This window comes from Thalassospira sp. MIT121401 (assembly GCF_047125595.1).
Taxonomy (GTDB): Bacteria; Pseudomonadota; Alphaproteobacteria; order Rhodospirillales; family Thalassospiraceae; genus Thalassospira; species Thalassospira povalilytica.
In genome coordinates, this window is the sequence record NZ_CP138926.1 from 963,332 (window position 1) to 978,554 (window position 15,223).

14 protein-coding genes are annotated in these 15,223 nt (G+C 55.1%); 6 read left to right on the forward strand and 8 right to left on the reverse strand.

Translation table 11 applies throughout. The features are described 5' to 3' along the window. Positions 1-37 precede the first annotated feature (37 nt). The 5 genes from SIB88_RS04290 (at position 38) to SIB88_RS04310 (ending at position 4,968) form a co-directional block, all read left to right on the forward strand. Positions 38-979 (forward strand): tripartite tricarboxylate transporter substrate binding protein, encoded by a 942-nt coding sequence (locus SIB88_RS04290; RefSeq protein ID WP_206926744.1) that lies wholly within the window; start codon positions 38-40, stop codon positions 977-979. Next, the gene (locus SIB88_RS04295) at positions 976-1,590 is read left to right on the forward strand and encodes a hypothetical protein (RefSeq protein WP_101245372.1); all 615 of its coding nucleotides are present in this window, start codon (positions 976-978) and stop codon (positions 1,588-1,590) included. Before SIB88_RS04290 ends, SIB88_RS04295 begins: the two co-directional genes overlap by 4 nt. 9 nt (positions 1,591-1,599) lie before the next feature. Continuing rightward, a complete protein-coding gene (locus SIB88_RS04300; protein WP_412557437.1) occupies positions 1,600-3,198 on the forward strand; it encodes a tripartite tricarboxylate transporter permease in 1,599 nt (532 codons plus the stop codon). A 244-nt stretch (positions 3,199-3,442) separates the two neighbouring features. Then, the gene (locus tag SIB88_RS04305; RefSeq protein WP_286887349.1) at positions 3,443-4,003 is read left to right on the forward strand and encodes a gamma-glutamylcyclotransferase; all 561 of its coding nucleotides are present in this window, start codon (positions 3,443-3,445) and stop codon (positions 4,001-4,003) included. Further along, on the forward strand, positions 4,003-4,968 hold the full coding sequence (locus SIB88_RS04310) for a DMT family transporter (protein WP_101245374.1): 966 nt from the start codon (positions 4,003-4,005) through the stop codon (positions 4,966-4,968). The genes SIB88_RS04305 and SIB88_RS04310 overlap by 1 nt, the downstream gene beginning before the upstream one ends. 138 nt (positions 4,969-5,106) lie before the next feature. On the opposite strand, the gene SIB88_RS04315 is transcribed toward SIB88_RS04310, so the two are convergent. The 4 genes from SIB88_RS04315 to ftsE all read right to left on the reverse strand — a co-directional run bounded on the left by SIB88_RS04315 (position 5,107) and on the right by ftsE (position 8,493). Next, positions 5,107-5,925, reverse strand: coding sequence for a lysophospholipid acyltransferase family protein (locus SIB88_RS04315; RefSeq protein WP_412557438.1), 819 nt, complete (start codon positions 5,923-5,925; stop codon positions 5,107-5,109). Between the two features lie 101 nt (positions 5,926-6,026). After that, positions 6,027-6,746, reverse strand: coding sequence for a YdcF family protein (locus tag SIB88_RS04320; protein ID WP_101245376.1), 720 nt, complete (start codon positions 6,744-6,746; stop codon positions 6,027-6,029). Positions 6,747-6,864: 118 nt separating this feature from the next. After that, positions 6,865-7,767 (reverse strand): cell division protein FtsX, encoded by a 903-nt coding sequence (locus SIB88_RS04325; RefSeq protein ID WP_101245377.1) that lies wholly within the window; start codon positions 7,765-7,767, stop codon positions 6,865-6,867. A 48-nt stretch (positions 7,768-7,815) separates the two neighbouring features. Then, positions 7,816-8,493, reverse strand: a complete 678-nt coding sequence (gene ftsE / locus SIB88_RS04330) for a cell division ATP-binding protein FtsE (protein WP_101245378.1) — start codon at positions 8,491-8,493, stop codon at positions 7,816-7,818. 358 nt (positions 8,494-8,851) lie between these two features. On the opposite strand from ftsE, the gene SIB88_RS04335 reads away from it, so the two are divergent. Continuing rightward, the gene (locus SIB88_RS04335) at positions 8,852-9,679 is read left to right on the forward strand and encodes a DUF3426 domain-containing protein (protein WP_101245379.1); all 828 of its coding nucleotides are present in this window, start codon (positions 8,852-8,854) and stop codon (positions 9,677-9,679) included. Between the two features lie 92 nt (positions 9,680-9,771). Here SIB88_RS04335 and SIB88_RS04340 read toward each other — a convergent pair whose 3' ends face one another. The 4 genes from SIB88_RS04340 to argH form a co-directional block, all read right to left on the reverse strand. After that, the gene (locus SIB88_RS04340) at positions 9,772-12,204 is read right to left on the reverse strand and encodes a DUF4175 domain-containing protein (protein ID WP_228194602.1); all 2,433 of its coding nucleotides are present in this window, start codon (positions 12,202-12,204) and stop codon (positions 9,772-9,774) included. A gap of 173 nt (positions 12,205-12,377) precedes the next feature. Next, entirely contained in the window at positions 12,378-13,649 is a 1,272-nt protein-coding gene (lysA, locus tag SIB88_RS04345) for a diaminopimelate decarboxylase (RefSeq protein ID WP_101245381.1), read from the reverse strand. Then, positions 13,646-13,792: an LPS translocon maturation chaperone LptM gene (gene lptM / locus SIB88_RS04350; RefSeq protein WP_170310066.1), complete on the reverse strand. Its 147-nt coding sequence runs from the start codon at positions 13,790-13,792 to the stop codon at positions 13,646-13,648. Before lptM ends, lysA begins: the two co-directional genes overlap by 4 nt. Then, positions 13,789-15,204 (reverse strand): argininosuccinate lyase, encoded by a 1,416-nt coding sequence (gene argH / locus SIB88_RS04355; protein ID WP_101245382.1) that lies wholly within the window; start codon positions 15,202-15,204, stop codon positions 13,789-13,791. The genes lptM and argH overlap by 4 nt, the downstream gene beginning before the upstream one ends. Between the last annotated feature and the right edge of the window lie 19 nt (positions 15,205-15,223).

A 15,223-nucleotide genomic window follows, 5' to 3' on the forward strand; every position in this document is an offset into this window, starting at 1 on the left:
TGGAACCTATCACGTCTGGAGAACGAGGAGTTTGAGAATGAAAAAGGTACTGGCGGCAGCTGCAATGCTGGCCTTGAGCACCGGTTCGGCATTCGCCGCAGACTGGAAACCCGACGGACCGATCCGTCTTTGGATCGGTTATGGCGCAGGTGGCGGAACCGATGTTCAGGCCCGTATGCTGGCCAAGGAACTTGAACAGACCCGTGGCTGGATTCTGGTCCCGGAAAACAAATCCGGCGAAGATGGCGCTGTGATGTCTGCACAGCTCAAGAATGAGGCACCCGATGGCCAGACTCTCGGCTTTGCCATCACCACGACCTATAACTTCGCGCCGATGAACAGCGATAATATCTCGCCCGAAGACTTCACCTATATCACCACCACTGCCGGTTCGCAGATGGCGGTATTGGCACGGACTTCGTCGGGCTGGAAATCGCTTGATGACGTTAAAGCCGCGGCAGAAGCCGGTGAAACCCTTGTCTGGGCCAACTGGGGCACCCAGGTTGAAGCCGGTGCAGAAGTTATTGCACGTAAACTTGGCATCACTGTTAACCACCTGCGCACGGCAGGCGGCAAAGGTGCCCTGAACGCCGTTGTGGCCGAAGATGCCAACCTGTCCTGGGGCGGCGGTGTTCAGCGTCCGCTGGTCGAAGCTGGCGAACTGACCATTCTGTCGTCGGCCGAAAGCACCCATCTGGTGCAGGCCCCTGATACCCCGACCCTGAAAGAACAGGGTATCGACCTTGATCTCGGCTACAAATACATCATCGTTGCGCCGAAAGGCATGTCTGACGAAGTGCGTGACACCATCGCGGAAGCGGTTGCTGAAATCCTGAATAATCCGGAAAGTGAAACCCGGAAATTCATCGAAAAACAGTATCCGCCGGCACCGGTTATCGAAACCGGCGACGCATTGCGCAAAACCATCATTGATGGCTATGCCGCCAATGTCGAGATGATGAAAGCACTGGTAGAATGAGTGCTTCCCGTCTCGAAGCGCCAGAGAAAAAGGCGCGGTGGAACCTTTGGCTGGGGGTGGGGACACTTGTTTTCTGTGTTCTGTGCTTCACCGTCTGGTTTCCCAATGACATTCGGGGCGGCATTATCGAACGTACGATCTCCGGGCGGATTGCGCCCGGAGACTCCTTCTTTCCGGTGATCCTGGCCGGACTGATGATGCCGCTTGGCTTGTTGCTTACGCTTGGTCACTTTCGTCGCGGTCCGGACAATGCCGGGGAACCGACAGGTGAAATCACGGGCGCCAATATCTTTTTCCTGGTGCAGTTCCTGTTGCTGACTTTTGTCGGGTTGTTCTTCATGTCCAATACCGGCCCGGCGCTGGTATGGGCGTGGAACGGTCTTGGCCTTGGTGTCATTTCGTCTTATCGCGCGGTTTCCACCACGTTCCCGATCAATGTCGCTGGCTTCTTCCTGGGCGGAATGGTGATTACCTGCGGCTTTGTTTTCATGACCCGGCATCGTCTGCGTTGGCGTGATGTGCTGATCTGTCTTTTGACCGTGCTGTTTTTGATTCTCGTCTTTAACGGCCTGCTCGAAGACGTGTCGCTGCCGCCCAACCGCAATCTTTAAGGAACGATCATGGAATTGGCGTTTCAATATATCGGGCTGGGCATCCATTCGGTGTTCTTTGATGCCGATGGACAGTTCTGGCTGATGCCGGTCCTGATGGTTCTGACCGGAATTATATCGGGGATCTTCTTTGGTGCCATTCCGGGGCTGAGCGGGCCATTTGCGCTTGCGCTTGCCTTGCCGGTTTTGACATCTGTTTTTGGCTATTCGAACGAAGCATTGCTGCCGGTTTTGGGCTGTCTTGTCGGTCTGATGAAGGGGGCGACGGTTGGCGGTGCTGTGCCGGCCATCCTGTTTAATACGCCAGGCACGCCCGATGCGTTCCTGACGACCGCTGACGGTTATCCGATGGCGCAAAAAGGTCAGGCCCGCAAGGCCATCCAGACCAGCCATTTTGCATCGGTCATGGGCGACAGCTTTTCCGACATCGTGCTGTTTGTAGCCGCACCCGTATTTGCGGTGGCGGTTGAACGTGTTCTCGACCTTCCGGAAAAGTCGGCCCTGATTATCCTGTCGCTTTGTTTCATGGCGGCCGTTGTCGGGAATGCTCCGCTTAAAGGATTGCTTGGCGGGCTTTTGGGGATGCTGCTGTCACTGGTTGGTACAACGCTTTCGGGGAATGGTGTGCGTCTGACCCTTGGCCTTGATGGTCTTGGTTCCGGCGTGCCTTTGACGTCGGCGGTCCTCGGCGTTCTGGTTCTTTCAGAAGTTCTGATCAGTGTTGAAAACATGTCGCGCGCCCGAAAGGCGCGTGAAAGCTTGCCCCAAACGCCTGAAATGGGGCCGCCGCTCACATGGGCGGAACGGTTGCGAATGATGCCGGCAATCCTGCGTTCGGCAAGCATCGGGACTGTCATCGGTGCCCTGCCGGGCATCGGAACCACGACGGCGGCAACGCTTTCCTATGACACGGCCAAGCGTCTTTCCAAAAAGCCCGACGAATTCGGCAAAGGCACGCCCGAAGGCGTGGTTGCAACCGAGGCCGCCAATTCCGCAGTATCGGGTGCCAACCTTATTCCGGTGATGAGCTTGGGCATTCCGGGGAATTTCGCCGCTGTGTTTCTGATCCTTGCGGTCGAGACGATTGGCGATTTCTCGTTTGGTCCATCAGTGTTCAAATTCACCGAGATCAAGGAAATTGACGGCTATGGCATGATCATGAACAAGGATCTGGTCATGGCATTCGGGCTGTTCACGCTGATGGTGATGGGTAATATCTTCAACTGGACCTTTGGCGGGTTTGTCATGCGCTTCCTGGTGCATATGGCCCGCATCCCCAAAGATATCGTCATGCCGCTGATCTTGCTGGTTTCGCTGACAGCTGCCTATGTTCAGGATGGCGGGTATCGTGGTCTGGGTACGGCACTGGTATTTGCCGTCATCGGTTATCTGATCAGACGGCTTCAGGTTTCAACGTTGCCATTCGTGATCGGGTTCTTGTTGGCCCCGGCCCTTGAGCAATTGATCCGCGGCGCATTCACCGCCAGTGGTGGTGATGCGCTCTTCCTTCTGAAATCGCCAATCGCGGTAATCATGCTGGGCCTTTCCGGGTTCCTGATTGTGCGCATGGTTCTTCAGGGGCGGCAAAAGGCGGCGTCACAAAGCTAGCTGGGATAACCTGGTCCCGATTTCAGCCCAAACATGGCACCCCGACCGGTGATTTGACCCGGTCGGGGTGTTTGTATCTCGGGGCTGCTTTCAGGGTCGGCAAAGAAAGCCATTTCTTTTGTGCTCGGCTGTTTTCAAACAAGTCGAAAATGATTAGGGTCACCTTCCTTGCTGACCAGATGCTTGCAAGACGCTGTAAACAGGCGCGTGCACTGGCAGGAAGGTCTTGTCGCCGGAGGAAATTTTGGTTCAGCACGAAGAAAGATGGGTCTTTGGGTATGGGTCGCTGTTGTGGCGGCCCGGTTTTGAATTTACCGAACGGTCGCGTGCATTGTTGCGTGGCTATCACCGGTCATTCTGCATCTATTCCCATCATTATCGCGGAACGCCCGAAAATCCGGGGCTTGTTCTTGGCCTGAATGCCGGGGGCGAGTGTGTCGGGAATGCATTTCGTATCGCGCCGGAAAACTGGAACGCGGTCAAGGCGTATCTCGATGAACGGGAACTTGTAACCAATACCTATATTCCGGCCGACGTTGAAGTCGAACTTGATGATGGTCGTACCGTGATTGCGCATACCTATGTCGCCGATCCGACCCATCAGCAATATGCAGGCAATCTTCCGGTGCGTACGGCTGTTGAGATCATTGTTGCTGCACACGGCAATGTTGGTCCCAATCTGGAATATCTTGAAAATACTGTGCAACATCTTGACGAGATGGGCATTGTCGACCCGCCCTTGCATGATCTGATGGATCTGGTTCGGCGCGAATATGGTGAGATCAATATGGGGGCCGGTATCTGATGGCGCAGGGGAATAATCTTACACAGGGCTCTGCGACAGCAACAACCGGTTCGGCTGGTGATCATACCCCGATGACGGTCGCATATCTGATGCTGATTGCCTGCGCGATGATGTGGGGGTCGAACCATGTGGTGGCGCGCGGTGTCAATGCGACTGTGCCGTTTGAAGCACTGTCATTCTGGCGCTGGGTCGTGGCAGCCGTGATGCTGTTCCCGGTCTGCTTTAAATATTTGCGCCGCGACCTCAAGCTGATGGCACAGCACAAAATGTCGATGTTCCTGATCGGCTTTACCGGCGTGTTCCTGTTTTCGGTCGTGATTTATCTGGCGGCCTATAACACGACGGCGGTCAATACCGGCCTTTTGAATGCGACAACCCCGGTCTGGGTGTTGTTGTTTGCCGCAGTACTCAGTGCTGACAAGCCCAAGCTTGGGCAATGGGTCGGTGTTCTTGTCGCCGGTGCCGGAACGGCTACCATCATTGCCAAAGGGGACCTTTCGGTCTTTGCGCGGATGGATTTCGTTTCGGGCGATGTGTTTGCGATGATTTCGGCGATGGTGTGGGCCGCCTATTCCATGCTGCTGAAACGTGCGCCCAAGGGTGTTCATCCGCTGAGCCTTGTCTTCGTTTCCGCGCTGGTCGGCTTGTGCTTTTTGACGCCGCTTTATATCTGGTCGATCCTGATTGATGGGGAACCGTTCTTTACCCATCTTGATCCGGCATGGCCGGACATGCTCAAGATTTTCTATATCGGTGCGGGGCCGGCCTTCCTTGGGTATCTGTTCTGGAACAAGGGCGTTTCGGTGGTTGGTCCGGCCAATGCCGGGGTCTTCCTGTATCTGATGCCGGTCTTTGCCAGTGTGCTTGCGATCATCTTCCTTGGGGAAGAATTGCATATGTATCATCTGGGCGGAATTGTTCTGATTGCCTTTGGCATCTGGCAGGCGACGCGCCGCAAAAAATAGACCGCACGGATCGCGATCCGTGTTCAGCCAAAAAGGCCGGTGACGAATATCACCGGCCTTTTATTTGTTGGGTCTGTATCTGATGTGGCTGTATCGGTTGGGCGGGCTGTGGTGGATTTCAGCCATGCCCAAACCGGATCAGGATGCCTTGTCCGAAAGGGTGTCTTGCTGTTTGGCAGCCGCCTGATCGGCCTTTCCCGCGGCAATGTCATCGGATGTCAGCATCGGCAGGTTGAATTCCTGCTGTGCTTCGGCTTCGAGTTCCCGGGTACGGGTATCGATGCGGTTCTTGATTTCTTTCATAAAGGTCTTGCGATCAAGATCGGGTTCGATCGGCTTCATGAATTCCATCGTGACCTTGCCGCCATATTTCATGAAGCTGTGACGCCCCCAGAACATGCCGGAATTCAACGCAACAGGTATCACCTTATATTGCGGGAACGCCTTATACAGCGCATAGATACCCGGATGGTACGGGCGGTCGGAACCCGGCGGTGTTCGCGTCCCTTCCGGGAAAATCACCACCTGGCGGTTTTCTGCCAGTGCTTCGGCGGCACCTTTGATCATGTCCTTAAGGGCAGATCCACCTGCCGAACGGTCAACGGCAATTTGCCCTGAAAGTGTCAGGAACTGTCCAAAAACCGGAATTTTCGTCAGTTCCTTTTTCAGGATATAGGCCGGATCGGTAACCACGGTATGGAAGGTCAGGGTTTCCCACGCTGATTGATGCTTTGCCACCAGAATACAGGGACCATCCGGCAGGTTTTCCAGTCCGGTAATGCGTTTGCGCATGCCAACCGAATAGCGCAGCATGAACTGCACCAGCCGACACCAGGCATGACCGACAAACTGGTTGGCCTTGCGCCCAAACAACATTAACGGGATCAGGCTGAGGCACAAAATCGCCGTTCCACCGAAAAACAACACGTTAAACAGTAACGCGCGGAGGGTTCTCATACAGAAAAGTCCTTCATACGCCTTGGGTCTAAACCCACTTACATGATCTTGATATTTACTGCTTTGTAACAGCTATATTGCAATCGGAAAATGCCGATTGTTCAACTGCCTTTGCCTGTTGCATTCGATGCGGAATAATCCTGTGGGGCGGGGGATGCATCACCGGGACCGCGCAAGCCCGGATGATTGCCATCGGGCAACCATTGCAACAGCGTATTGCGCAGGCTGGCAAACATATATTTGTTGAATTCACTGGCAATCAGCGCCGTGCTTCCCGGGAACCGCCACCAGTTATCGATTTTGACATTATCGGGAAAGACCGGGTGCGGGATGATCTCGACATCGGGCATCAGACTTTTGAATTCAAGCATCGATCGCGGCATGTGATAGTTCGCGGTCACAATGCGAAGGCTTTTATACCCTTCCTCATAGACCCAGACCGCTGTTTCCAGTGCGTTGCCGCGCGTGTTTTCGGCGACATGCCCCAGAACCACACAACAGGATATCAGTCGCGGGTCCGACTTTCCGACCGACAGAAGTTCATCAACTTCAACACCGCGATACACACCGGAAATGAAAAGCTTGTCGGCCATGCCACGGGTCAGCAAACGACGCCCTTCCGAAAGGCGTTCACTGCCCCCGGTCAGAACAACAATGGCATCGGTATGCTGATCGGTATTTTCGACGGAAACCGGGATCGAACTGACATACCAGACAAACCCGGCAGCCCACACCAGTGCACATACAATCAACATTGAAAGCAGAAAACGAAACCGGCGGAACCGGCGACGGTGCTGCACGCTGAGCGGTGGCTTATTCATGAATGCGAGCCTGGATAGCAGTGCGCGGGCATGTGTTCGGGTCTCCTGAGGTGGCCAAGGCCATGATCCCAAAAGGGAAGCAGCTCTACAAACGGACTATACGGAGCCGGGCGGCGGGTTACAACATTCGGTGCAATACACGAAGAACCGTGCGTGTTGCTGTGATCCCGGCCACCATCGCAACGATAAAGGGAATGGCCACAATCAGCGCAATGAAAGTCGGGCTAAGGACAAGTGATGGTATCGGCCAGCCAGCCCGCAGACCAAGCCAGGCAATCAGGGCCGATACAGGAAGGGCAATCAGAAGGCCGATCAAGGCCCCGAAAAACGCCAGTCGCTGGTTATGGCGTCCGAACTGTTTGGCGATATAGCCATCCTGCGCCCCGATCAGATGCAGCAATTCAATGATCCGGTGATGGATCGAAAGGCCCGAACGGGTTGCAAAAACCACCGAAAGCATGGTGGCCCCGAACAGCACAACAATCAGCAGCGACAAGGCAAGTTCGACCGAGAAGGCGACATCGGCAATGCGTTCGATCCAGATGCGATGATCATCAAGAACCGCCTCGGGCGCAATGACGCCAAGGCGGCTTTCAAGCGCGTCGTAATTGAACCCGGTTTCGGGGGTGATTTCGATAATGCGCGGGATGGGAAGTTCGCTGACAACTTCATCCGGGCCAAGCCACGGCTCAAGCAAGGCCGCCATCGTATCAGGGCTGAGTTCCTCGATCCGGGCGATGCCGGGCATGTCGGAAACATCATCAATAATTGCATCAACGGTATTTTGCAGCGCCTGTTCACGTTCATCAGGTGAGCGGTTGGCAAGTTCGGTTGGCGGGACCTGAATGGACAGGCTGCCTTCGATCTGGCCAGACCATTGACCAACGCTGTCATGCAGGGCTGCCAGGCCAACAATCGAAAAAGTCAGCAAGGCAACCATCAGGGCGACGATGCTCGGCAAAAAGCGCGAGGATGAATCGCTTTCAAGCGGTAGATGCGATGGATGTGCACGAAATGCCATGATCGTCGTTTGGTCCTGTTGATCGGTTTGATCTTGTCGTTCAGATCGTCAGCCGCTGTGGGTGACATCGTGAAGGGTGCCACCTTCGAGAAGCCACTGCGTATGGCCAAATCGCCTGACCAGTTGCCGGTTATGGGTGGCGATCAGAACAGTGGTGCCCAGTTTGTTCAGTTCTTCAAACAGATATAGCAACCGCATGGCGATTCGGTCGTCGACGTTCCCGGTCGGCTCATCGGCCAGCAACAGGGCTGGACGGCCGATCACGGCGCGAGCGATGGCGACACGCTGTTGTTGACCACCCGAAAGACGCGATGGTTGGGCATTGATATGATCGCCCAAACCGACCCATTCGAGAAGTTCGGTCACGTTTTTGCGGATTTGCAGATCCTCAACCCCGGCGACCCTTAACGGCAAGGCAACGTTTTCAAAGGTCGTCAGGTGATTGATTAGCCGGAAGTCCTGAAAAACGACGCCGATTTTTCGGCGAATCGCAGGCAGTTCTTCGCGCGGGATGCGGATATTGTCGCGACCGAAAATATTGATTTCGCCACGGGTTTGACGCAACGCCAGATATAAAAGTCGCATCAGCGTCGATTTGCCCGCCCCGGAAGCCCCGGTCAGGAAATGGAAACTGCCACGACCCAAAGAAAAATTCAGGTCGCGCAAAATTTCCGGCCCGGATTCGTATCGGACCCCGACATTCCTGAAACTGACAACTTCGGTCAAAATCGGTGCTCCATCTGGCAGAATGACGGTCTACATTGGCGTGTGCCGGGGCAAATGATCAAGGGTTTCTCTATGGTCTGGCACGGTTGGAATTCACGTTTGCCATGACAATATCGGAAATGACCAAATCGGTTTACCCGGATTTCGTATGCTTTCGGATGCCATGTTCGCAGCAATTAGGCAACGATTAGACACCCAAATCCGGGCAGCTTCTGTTATCTGTACTTAACAGTCTGTTAAATCGCGGCTATTTACATATAGTGTAATTCACTGCTGACGTGATTGGGGGATCGTCAGTCGTGCATGCTTTGTTGTCCCCGATGTTTGATGCCGCTGTCATCGAAATGCCAGGTTTGCAATGATCATTACTTGCCCAGAGTGTTCAAAGAAATACTCAGTTAAAACAGAAGCAATCGGTCCAAAAGGCCGAACCGTGCGCTGTAAAAGCTGCGGCAATAGCTGGCATCAGGACCCGCCGGGGGCAAAGAAGCCTGCGCCACAGCCCGCAGCACCGGAAAATGATCTTCCGCCACCCTTCAATCAGGAAGGCTCGCTTGGTGCGGACTTCAATGCCGACCAGATGGGTGGGGGACAAGTTGATCCCGGATTTGAAGAAGCGGACAAGATCCCTGATCCGCCGCCCATTCCCCAGCAGCTGATTCGCAATAATCCCAAGCCCGAACCCAAAAAGAAAAAGGGTATCGTTGGCTGGATCATCTTCCTGCTGCTGATTGGCGGCATTGGTGCGGGTGGCTATTTTGCCAAGGATTACCTAATCAATCTGTGGCCACCGGTTGCCAAGGTCTATGACATGATCGGACTTGATGTGCCCCATGTTGGCGAAGGCCTTGATATCCGGGAATTGCCGCCGACCCGTGAAGATGAAGACGGTGTTGATGTTCTGGTCGTCCGTGCCGAGATCGTCAATATCAGCGAAGAACCGCGCGTACTGCCCTATCTTCTGATCGAGCTGCTTGATCCGCTTGATCGTGTGGTCCAGCGCAAAAAGGTTCCGCTGATCTATGACGAATCCAAAGTACCCGCCGGTGCTGAAATGCCGATGGAACAGCAAATGTTGCCGGTTGGCGAGAGCCTGACGGTTGAAACCAAAATCCGTCGTCCAAACCCGACGGCAACCCGGTTGCAGGTTACCTTCCTTGATCCGCGCGAAGCGGTCGAGCCGTAAGGAACCCGATCGATCAAATCAAAAGGCAGCGTTGTCATACGCTGCCTTTTTTGTGTCTGGGGTCCTTGGTTCTTGTTGGCGGGCGGTAACGCTCAGAACCGTTTCAGCAATCTGTCGATATATTCCTGTTCGATTTGCGGGCGATCGGGATCACCGGACCGGCGGCGCAATTCCTGAAGGATGCGCCATGCCCGTTCCAGGGTATTCACATCGGGAATGATGGTGGTGCCATCGCCACCGACCGGGCGGCCCAACGGGTCCCGGCGGCCGGTTCCTTCCAAATCTTCGAGCATCGGGGCCATCTGGCTCAGACCTTCAAGTGCACGGCTGATCTCGCCAATGCCCTGTTGCAAGGCTTCCATCGCCTGTCTTTGGAACTGCAATGCCTCGTGTGAGCGGTTATGTCCAAGCGCATCTGCAGCCCCGCGCATGGCATCAATGACCGTATTCATGCCGCTGACATCACCAAACTGGTTGATACCCGGACTGTTCATGATGTCGGTGGCATCATCGGCAAGACCCTGTTGCTGATTGGCACGTGGAACCGGGCCAGATTGGGCTGATGAATTGTCGCCCTGGTTCATAAGGTCCTGTTGGCGGCGCGCCAGATCACGCATCCCATCAAGCATTTCGCGCAGGGTGGACGTGATGTCCATGCCGCCTTCGCCAGTGGTGACCTGCATGTTTTCGACCAGTTCGCGCAGGCGATCAATCAGTTGGCGTGCCTGATCACGCGCACCGGCCCGCATCAGGGCATCAATCTGATCAATGATACGCGAAAGATCCTGCTGTTCGAGGGTGGCAGATGCTTCGGGCTGATCTTCGCCCATCTGGGGACTTTCGCGGGTCAATGCGGCCAGATATTCGTTCAGCGCCTGACGGTATTCCTCGATCAGGCGGGCAATCTCGGTTTCGGTGATATCGGGGTTTTGTAACGCTTCAAGCAGCCGTTCCTCGGCCTCCATCAGGTTGCGTTCGGCAATGCCGTAACTGCCCCGCTCGACCTCTTCTGCAATGTGCCAAAGAAGGCCCGCGACATCCTGATGAACAGCACGGTCATGCAGATTTGCCGCCAGCCGGTTTTCGGCAACCGACAATGCAAGAAACACTCCGATATGCCCATTGAAGGCCTGTGGGGCATAAAGGATTGGCAAGATCGCCTGGTGCATTTCAAGTGCGCGCTCGGGATAACGTAATAGCCCGCGTCGGATGGCAATCAGCTTTTGCGCAACCGGATGGGTGAATTCGCGTTCGGGCAACATCAAGGACCTGATGTCGCTTTGTCCGGTTTGACCGGCATTGTCTTGCGACACCAGCTGGATATTGACCGGCAATCCCGCCCAGGGATGTGCAACAAGATCGATGAAACGTGGTCCTTCAATACGGGTGGGCATGGCTGTTTGGCTGATGCCTTCGCCGCGAACATCAATCACGATCTTTTCAATCGGGCCATACTGGTCATATGACCCGTCATCGGGGGCGGGCGTGATTACAAGATCAAGCTTCGCCAAGCCATAATCATCATTGGCCGTATAATCCAGCCGGACATGGTCGCGCCGGGTAATGGCGGGTGAACTGACAAAGGAAAGGTTTGGTGCCTTGTCCGGCACCAGTTCGATATTCAGGGTCAGCCGGTCATTGCCCCAGACAGATATGCGCCACTCACCGGATTGTTCGATTGCTGTTGACAGAACATAGCTGTTTTCACTGCTTTCGGTGAAGTCGCGTGCCCCGTCCGGCGCGGTCAGGGTTGGCTGCCAGATGCTGGAAATGCTGCCATCAAGTGTTGATCCAACCGGGACCTTGACCGCAATGACCTTGCTTTCGGTCGTTGGGGTGGTGTCCGTATCACTTGAAGATGAAGTCGTCCCGCCGTCAGATGAAACTGCATTAAATCGCAATACGCGTGGCACCTGTCCGGTATAGGCCGGCGGGGTGACCCAGAGTGTCGCACTAAAGTCCGCGGCACCAAGGCGTTGCAAGGGGCTGAACGCCTTTGAAAACCGTTCGGATATATGGTCGTGACCGGCAAGCAGCCCGACAAAGATCAATAAAACGGGAATGGCGGTCAGCCCGAAACGGTCAATGCGGGTCAGTGCCGGGATCGGCCGCGGCAGGCGAAGCTGCCCCAGCGTCCTTTCATGCAGACCCAACTGGCGTTGCCACAGGAAACTGGTCAGCGGATCATCTGTTTCATCAATATGATCTTCAAGACTTTGCAACGGGTTGTTTGAAAGCCCGTTTTCGATTTCAAGCCGGTGCAGGATATCGCGTCTTGTTGGCCAGCGGAAATTCCGCCACGGGGCGACTGCGGCAATCATGGTGACGACCGACAAAATCGACAGCAACATGATATGACCGGTGGCCGGCAAAAACTCGAACGTCCCGGTAAGCGTCAATCCACCGGTCAGAAGCACAATCGATAATGACGGGATCAGACAGGGCCAGGCCGCTTCCCATATCATGACCATGCGCGTTCTGCGCACATGGCGTTCCATTCCGGGATAGGGTGGTATCAACGACATGCGACCGGTCGTCCCTGATTGCCAAAAGTTGCGAGATTAATCGCAATGCTACCCTTTAAAACTTGGGGTTTTGGCAGGACGGGTCAAGCTATTCCCGAAGGTGTGGCAGAAATAAAAAGGGTGGTCCGCAATCAACGGACCACCCGGATGTGTTTCAGGACCGGTCTTATGGCTTATGAGTTTCCAAGCCAGGCCGGAATCTGATCCATATTGATCAGCTGATCGATTTCCTGACGCGGGCGGACAATCGCAAAATTGTTGCCCTTGACCAGAACTTCCGGCGTCAATGCACGGGTGTTATAGGTCGATGACATCACCGCGCCATAGGCACCAGCCGACATGACCGCAACCAGATCACCGGCCTTCAGGTCATCAGGAAGTTTGCGATCCTTGCCAAAGGTGTCACCGGTTTCGCAAACCGGACCAACGACATCCACGGTCGCCTGCACGTCATCTTCGCCCTGTTCATCAACCGGGATGATTTCGTGGTAGGCGCTGTAAAGCGTCGGACGGATCAGGTCATTCATTGCGGCATCAAGGATGACAAAGCGTTTTGCTTCGCCGTCTTTGATATACATGACGCGTGACACCATGATCCCGGCATTGCCGGCAATCAGGCGGCCCGGTTCAAGGGTGATGTGGCAACCAAGATGACCGACCGTTTCGCGCACCATCTGCCCATAAGCATCTGGAAGCGGCGGTGTTTCACCCTGATAGGCAATGCCAAGACCGCCACCAAGATCAAGATTGCGGATTTCAATGCCTTCGGAACGAAGCTGTTCGACCAGATCGGCAAGGCGGGTAAATGCCTCGCGGAAGGGGGTCAGGTCGGTCAACTGGGATCCGATATGCATGGCAATGCCGGTAACCTCGATACCGTCCATGGCCGCAGCATCCCGGTACACTTCAATCGCACGGGTCCAGTCGATGCCAAACTTGTTTTCGGCCTTGCCGGTTGCGATCTTTTCGTGGGTTTTGGCATCGACATGCGGGTTGATGCGCAATGCAATGCGTGCCTTTGTTCCCATGTCGATGGCAACACGGTTAAGTTCGACCAGTTCCGGGATGCTTTCGACATTGATCTGCGCGATACCGGCTTCAAGGGCTTCGCGCATTTCGGCGTCGGCTTTGCCCACACCCGAAAAGATGATCTTGGCGGGATCAATACCGGCGCGCAGCGCACGGCGCATCTCGCCAACCGAGACGACATCAGCACCAGCGCCAAGATTGGCGAGGGTCTTGAGAACCGCCTGGTTCGAGTTCGCCTTGACCGCAAAGCAGACGGTGGCATCAAGCCCCTCGAACGCATCGGCATAGACATTGTAGTGGCGTTCAAGCGTCGCGGTCGAATAACAGAAAAACGGCGTGCCGACTTTTTCTGCCATTTCCGGGATCGAGACACCTTCGGCGTGAAGCACGCCATTAATATATTCAAAGTGGTTCATTGCGCCGGGTAGTCCCTTGGATATTCATAACCTTTATCGGTTGGCGGTTCGAGCGGGCCTTTTTTGCCGCAAGCCGCCACCGAAAGACCAAGCATGATTGCCAGTGTGATCACGGTGCCGCGTTTAAGCAAGGCGGGGGTCATTTCAGAAACCTTTCCTTTGCTGCCTTGACGGATTCCTTGACGCGAACCGGTGCAGTTCCGCCAAAGCTCTGGCGGGCGGCGACCGATGCTTCGACAGTCAGGACGTCATATACCGCATTGGTGATTTTCGGCTCGATCCCCTGAAGATCTTCAAGGGAAAGCTGATCAAGATCGCACCCTTTGGACTCTGCCAGTTTCACGGTCGCGCCAACCACATGGTGGGCGTCACGGAACGGCATGCCAAGTTCGGCAACAAGCCAGTCAGCAAGATCGGTTGCGGTGGTGTACCCGGCACCGGCAGCTGCGCGCATGTTATCGGCATAGACCTTCATGTCGGCAACCATGCCGGTCATGGCAGCAACGCACAGACCCAGATGATCGTGGGCCTCGAATACCGGTTCCTTGTCTTCCTGCATGTCCTTGGAATAGGCCAGCGGAAGCCCCTTCATCGACAGCATCAGGGAATTATAGCAGCCAACAATACGGCCGATTTTCGACCGGATCAGCTCGGCGGCATCCGGGTTGCGTTTCTGCGGCATGATGGATGAACCGGTCGAAAACTTGTCGGACATCCCGATAAAGCGGAACTGTGCCGAACACCAGATAACCATTTCCTCGGCCAGGCGCGACAGATGCATGGCGGCAATCGATGCCGCGTTCAGATATTCCAGTGCAAAGTCACGATCCGATACCGCATCAAGCGAGTTCGCCGTCGGGCGATCAAAGCCAAGCGTACTTGCCGTCAGGTGACGGTCAATTGGATAGGGCGTCCCGGCAAGGGCCGCGGACCCCAGCGGGTTTTCATTCACACGCGTCCGGCAATCGGCCACACGACCACGGTCGCGACCAAACATTTCAACATAGGCCAGAAGATGATGGCCAAAAGTCACCGGCTGGGCCGCCTGAAGATGGGTGAAGCCCGGCATGATGGTTTCAGCATGGGTTTCAGCCTGTGAAATCAGGGCTTCCTGAAGTCCCTTAAGGCCGGCTTCGAGATCGGCAAGGGCAACATCACGGACCCACAGTTTGAAATCGGTTGCGACCTGATCGTTACGCGAACGTGCAGTATGCAGGCGACCGGCCGCCGGTCCGATCAGTTCCCGCAGGCGGCTTTCGACATTCATGTGAATGTCTTCAAGTGCGCTCGAAAACTTGAACTGACCGCTCTCGATTTCTTGAAGGATCTGGTCTAGACCATTGGTTATCTTTTCGCCATCTTCTGCGGGGATGATGTTCTGCTTGACCAGCATCGCGCAGTGGGCTTTGGAACCCTGGATGTCCTGGGCATAAAGGCGCTTGTCAAAGCCGATGGAAGCATTGATTTCTTCCATGATGGCAGACGGTCCTGCTTCAAAGCGACCTCCCCACAGGGAGTTGGCGTTTTTCTGGTCGGTAGCGTTTTGATCGGTCATCTTGATCCGCAGTATTGGA

Excerpts from the sequence above, each read along its gene's own strand:
- SIB88_RS04290 (WP_206926744.1), top strand. The coding sequence starts at position 38 with ATGAAAAAGGTACTGGCGGCAGCTGCAATGCTGGCCTTGAGCACCGGT.
- SIB88_RS04295 (WP_101245372.1), top strand. The coding sequence starts at position 976 with ATGAGTGCTTCCCGTCTCGAAGCGCCAGAGAAAAAGGCGCGGTGGAAC.
- SIB88_RS04300 (WP_412557437.1), top strand. The coding sequence starts at position 1,600 with ATGGAATTGGCGTTTCAATATATCGGGCTGGGCATCCATTCGGTGTTC.
- SIB88_RS04310 (WP_101245374.1), top strand. The coding sequence starts at position 4,003 with ATGGCGCAGGGGAATAATCTTACACAGGGCTCTGCGACAGCAACAACC.
- SIB88_RS04315 (WP_412557438.1), bottom strand. The coding sequence starts at position 5,925 with ATGAGAACCCTCCGCGCGTTACTGTTTAACGTGTTGTTTTTCGGTGGA.
- SIB88_RS04320 (WP_101245376.1), bottom strand. The coding sequence starts at position 6,746 with ATGAATAAGCCACCGCTCAGCGTGCAGCACCGTCGCCGGTTCCGCCGG.
- SIB88_RS04325 (WP_101245377.1), bottom strand. The coding sequence starts at position 7,767 with ATGGCATTTCGTGCACATCCATCGCATCTACCGCTTGAAAGCGATTCA.
- SIB88_RS04335 (WP_101245379.1), top strand. The coding sequence starts at position 8,852 with ATGATCATTACTTGCCCAGAGTGTTCAAAGAAATACTCAGTTAAAACA.
- SIB88_RS04340 (WP_228194602.1), bottom strand. The coding sequence starts at position 12,204 with ATGTCGTTGATACCACCCTATCCCGGAATGGAACGCCATGTGCGCAGA.
- lysA (WP_101245381.1), bottom strand. The coding sequence starts at position 13,649 with ATGAACCACTTTGAATATATTAATGGCGTGCTTCACGCCGAAGGTGTC.
- lptM (WP_170310066.1), bottom strand. The coding sequence starts at position 13,792 with ATGACCCCCGCCTTGCTTAAACGCGGCACCGTGATCACACTGGCAATC.
- argH (WP_101245382.1), bottom strand. The coding sequence starts at position 15,204 with ATGACCGATCAAAACGCTACCGACCAGAAAAACGCCAACTCCCTGTGG.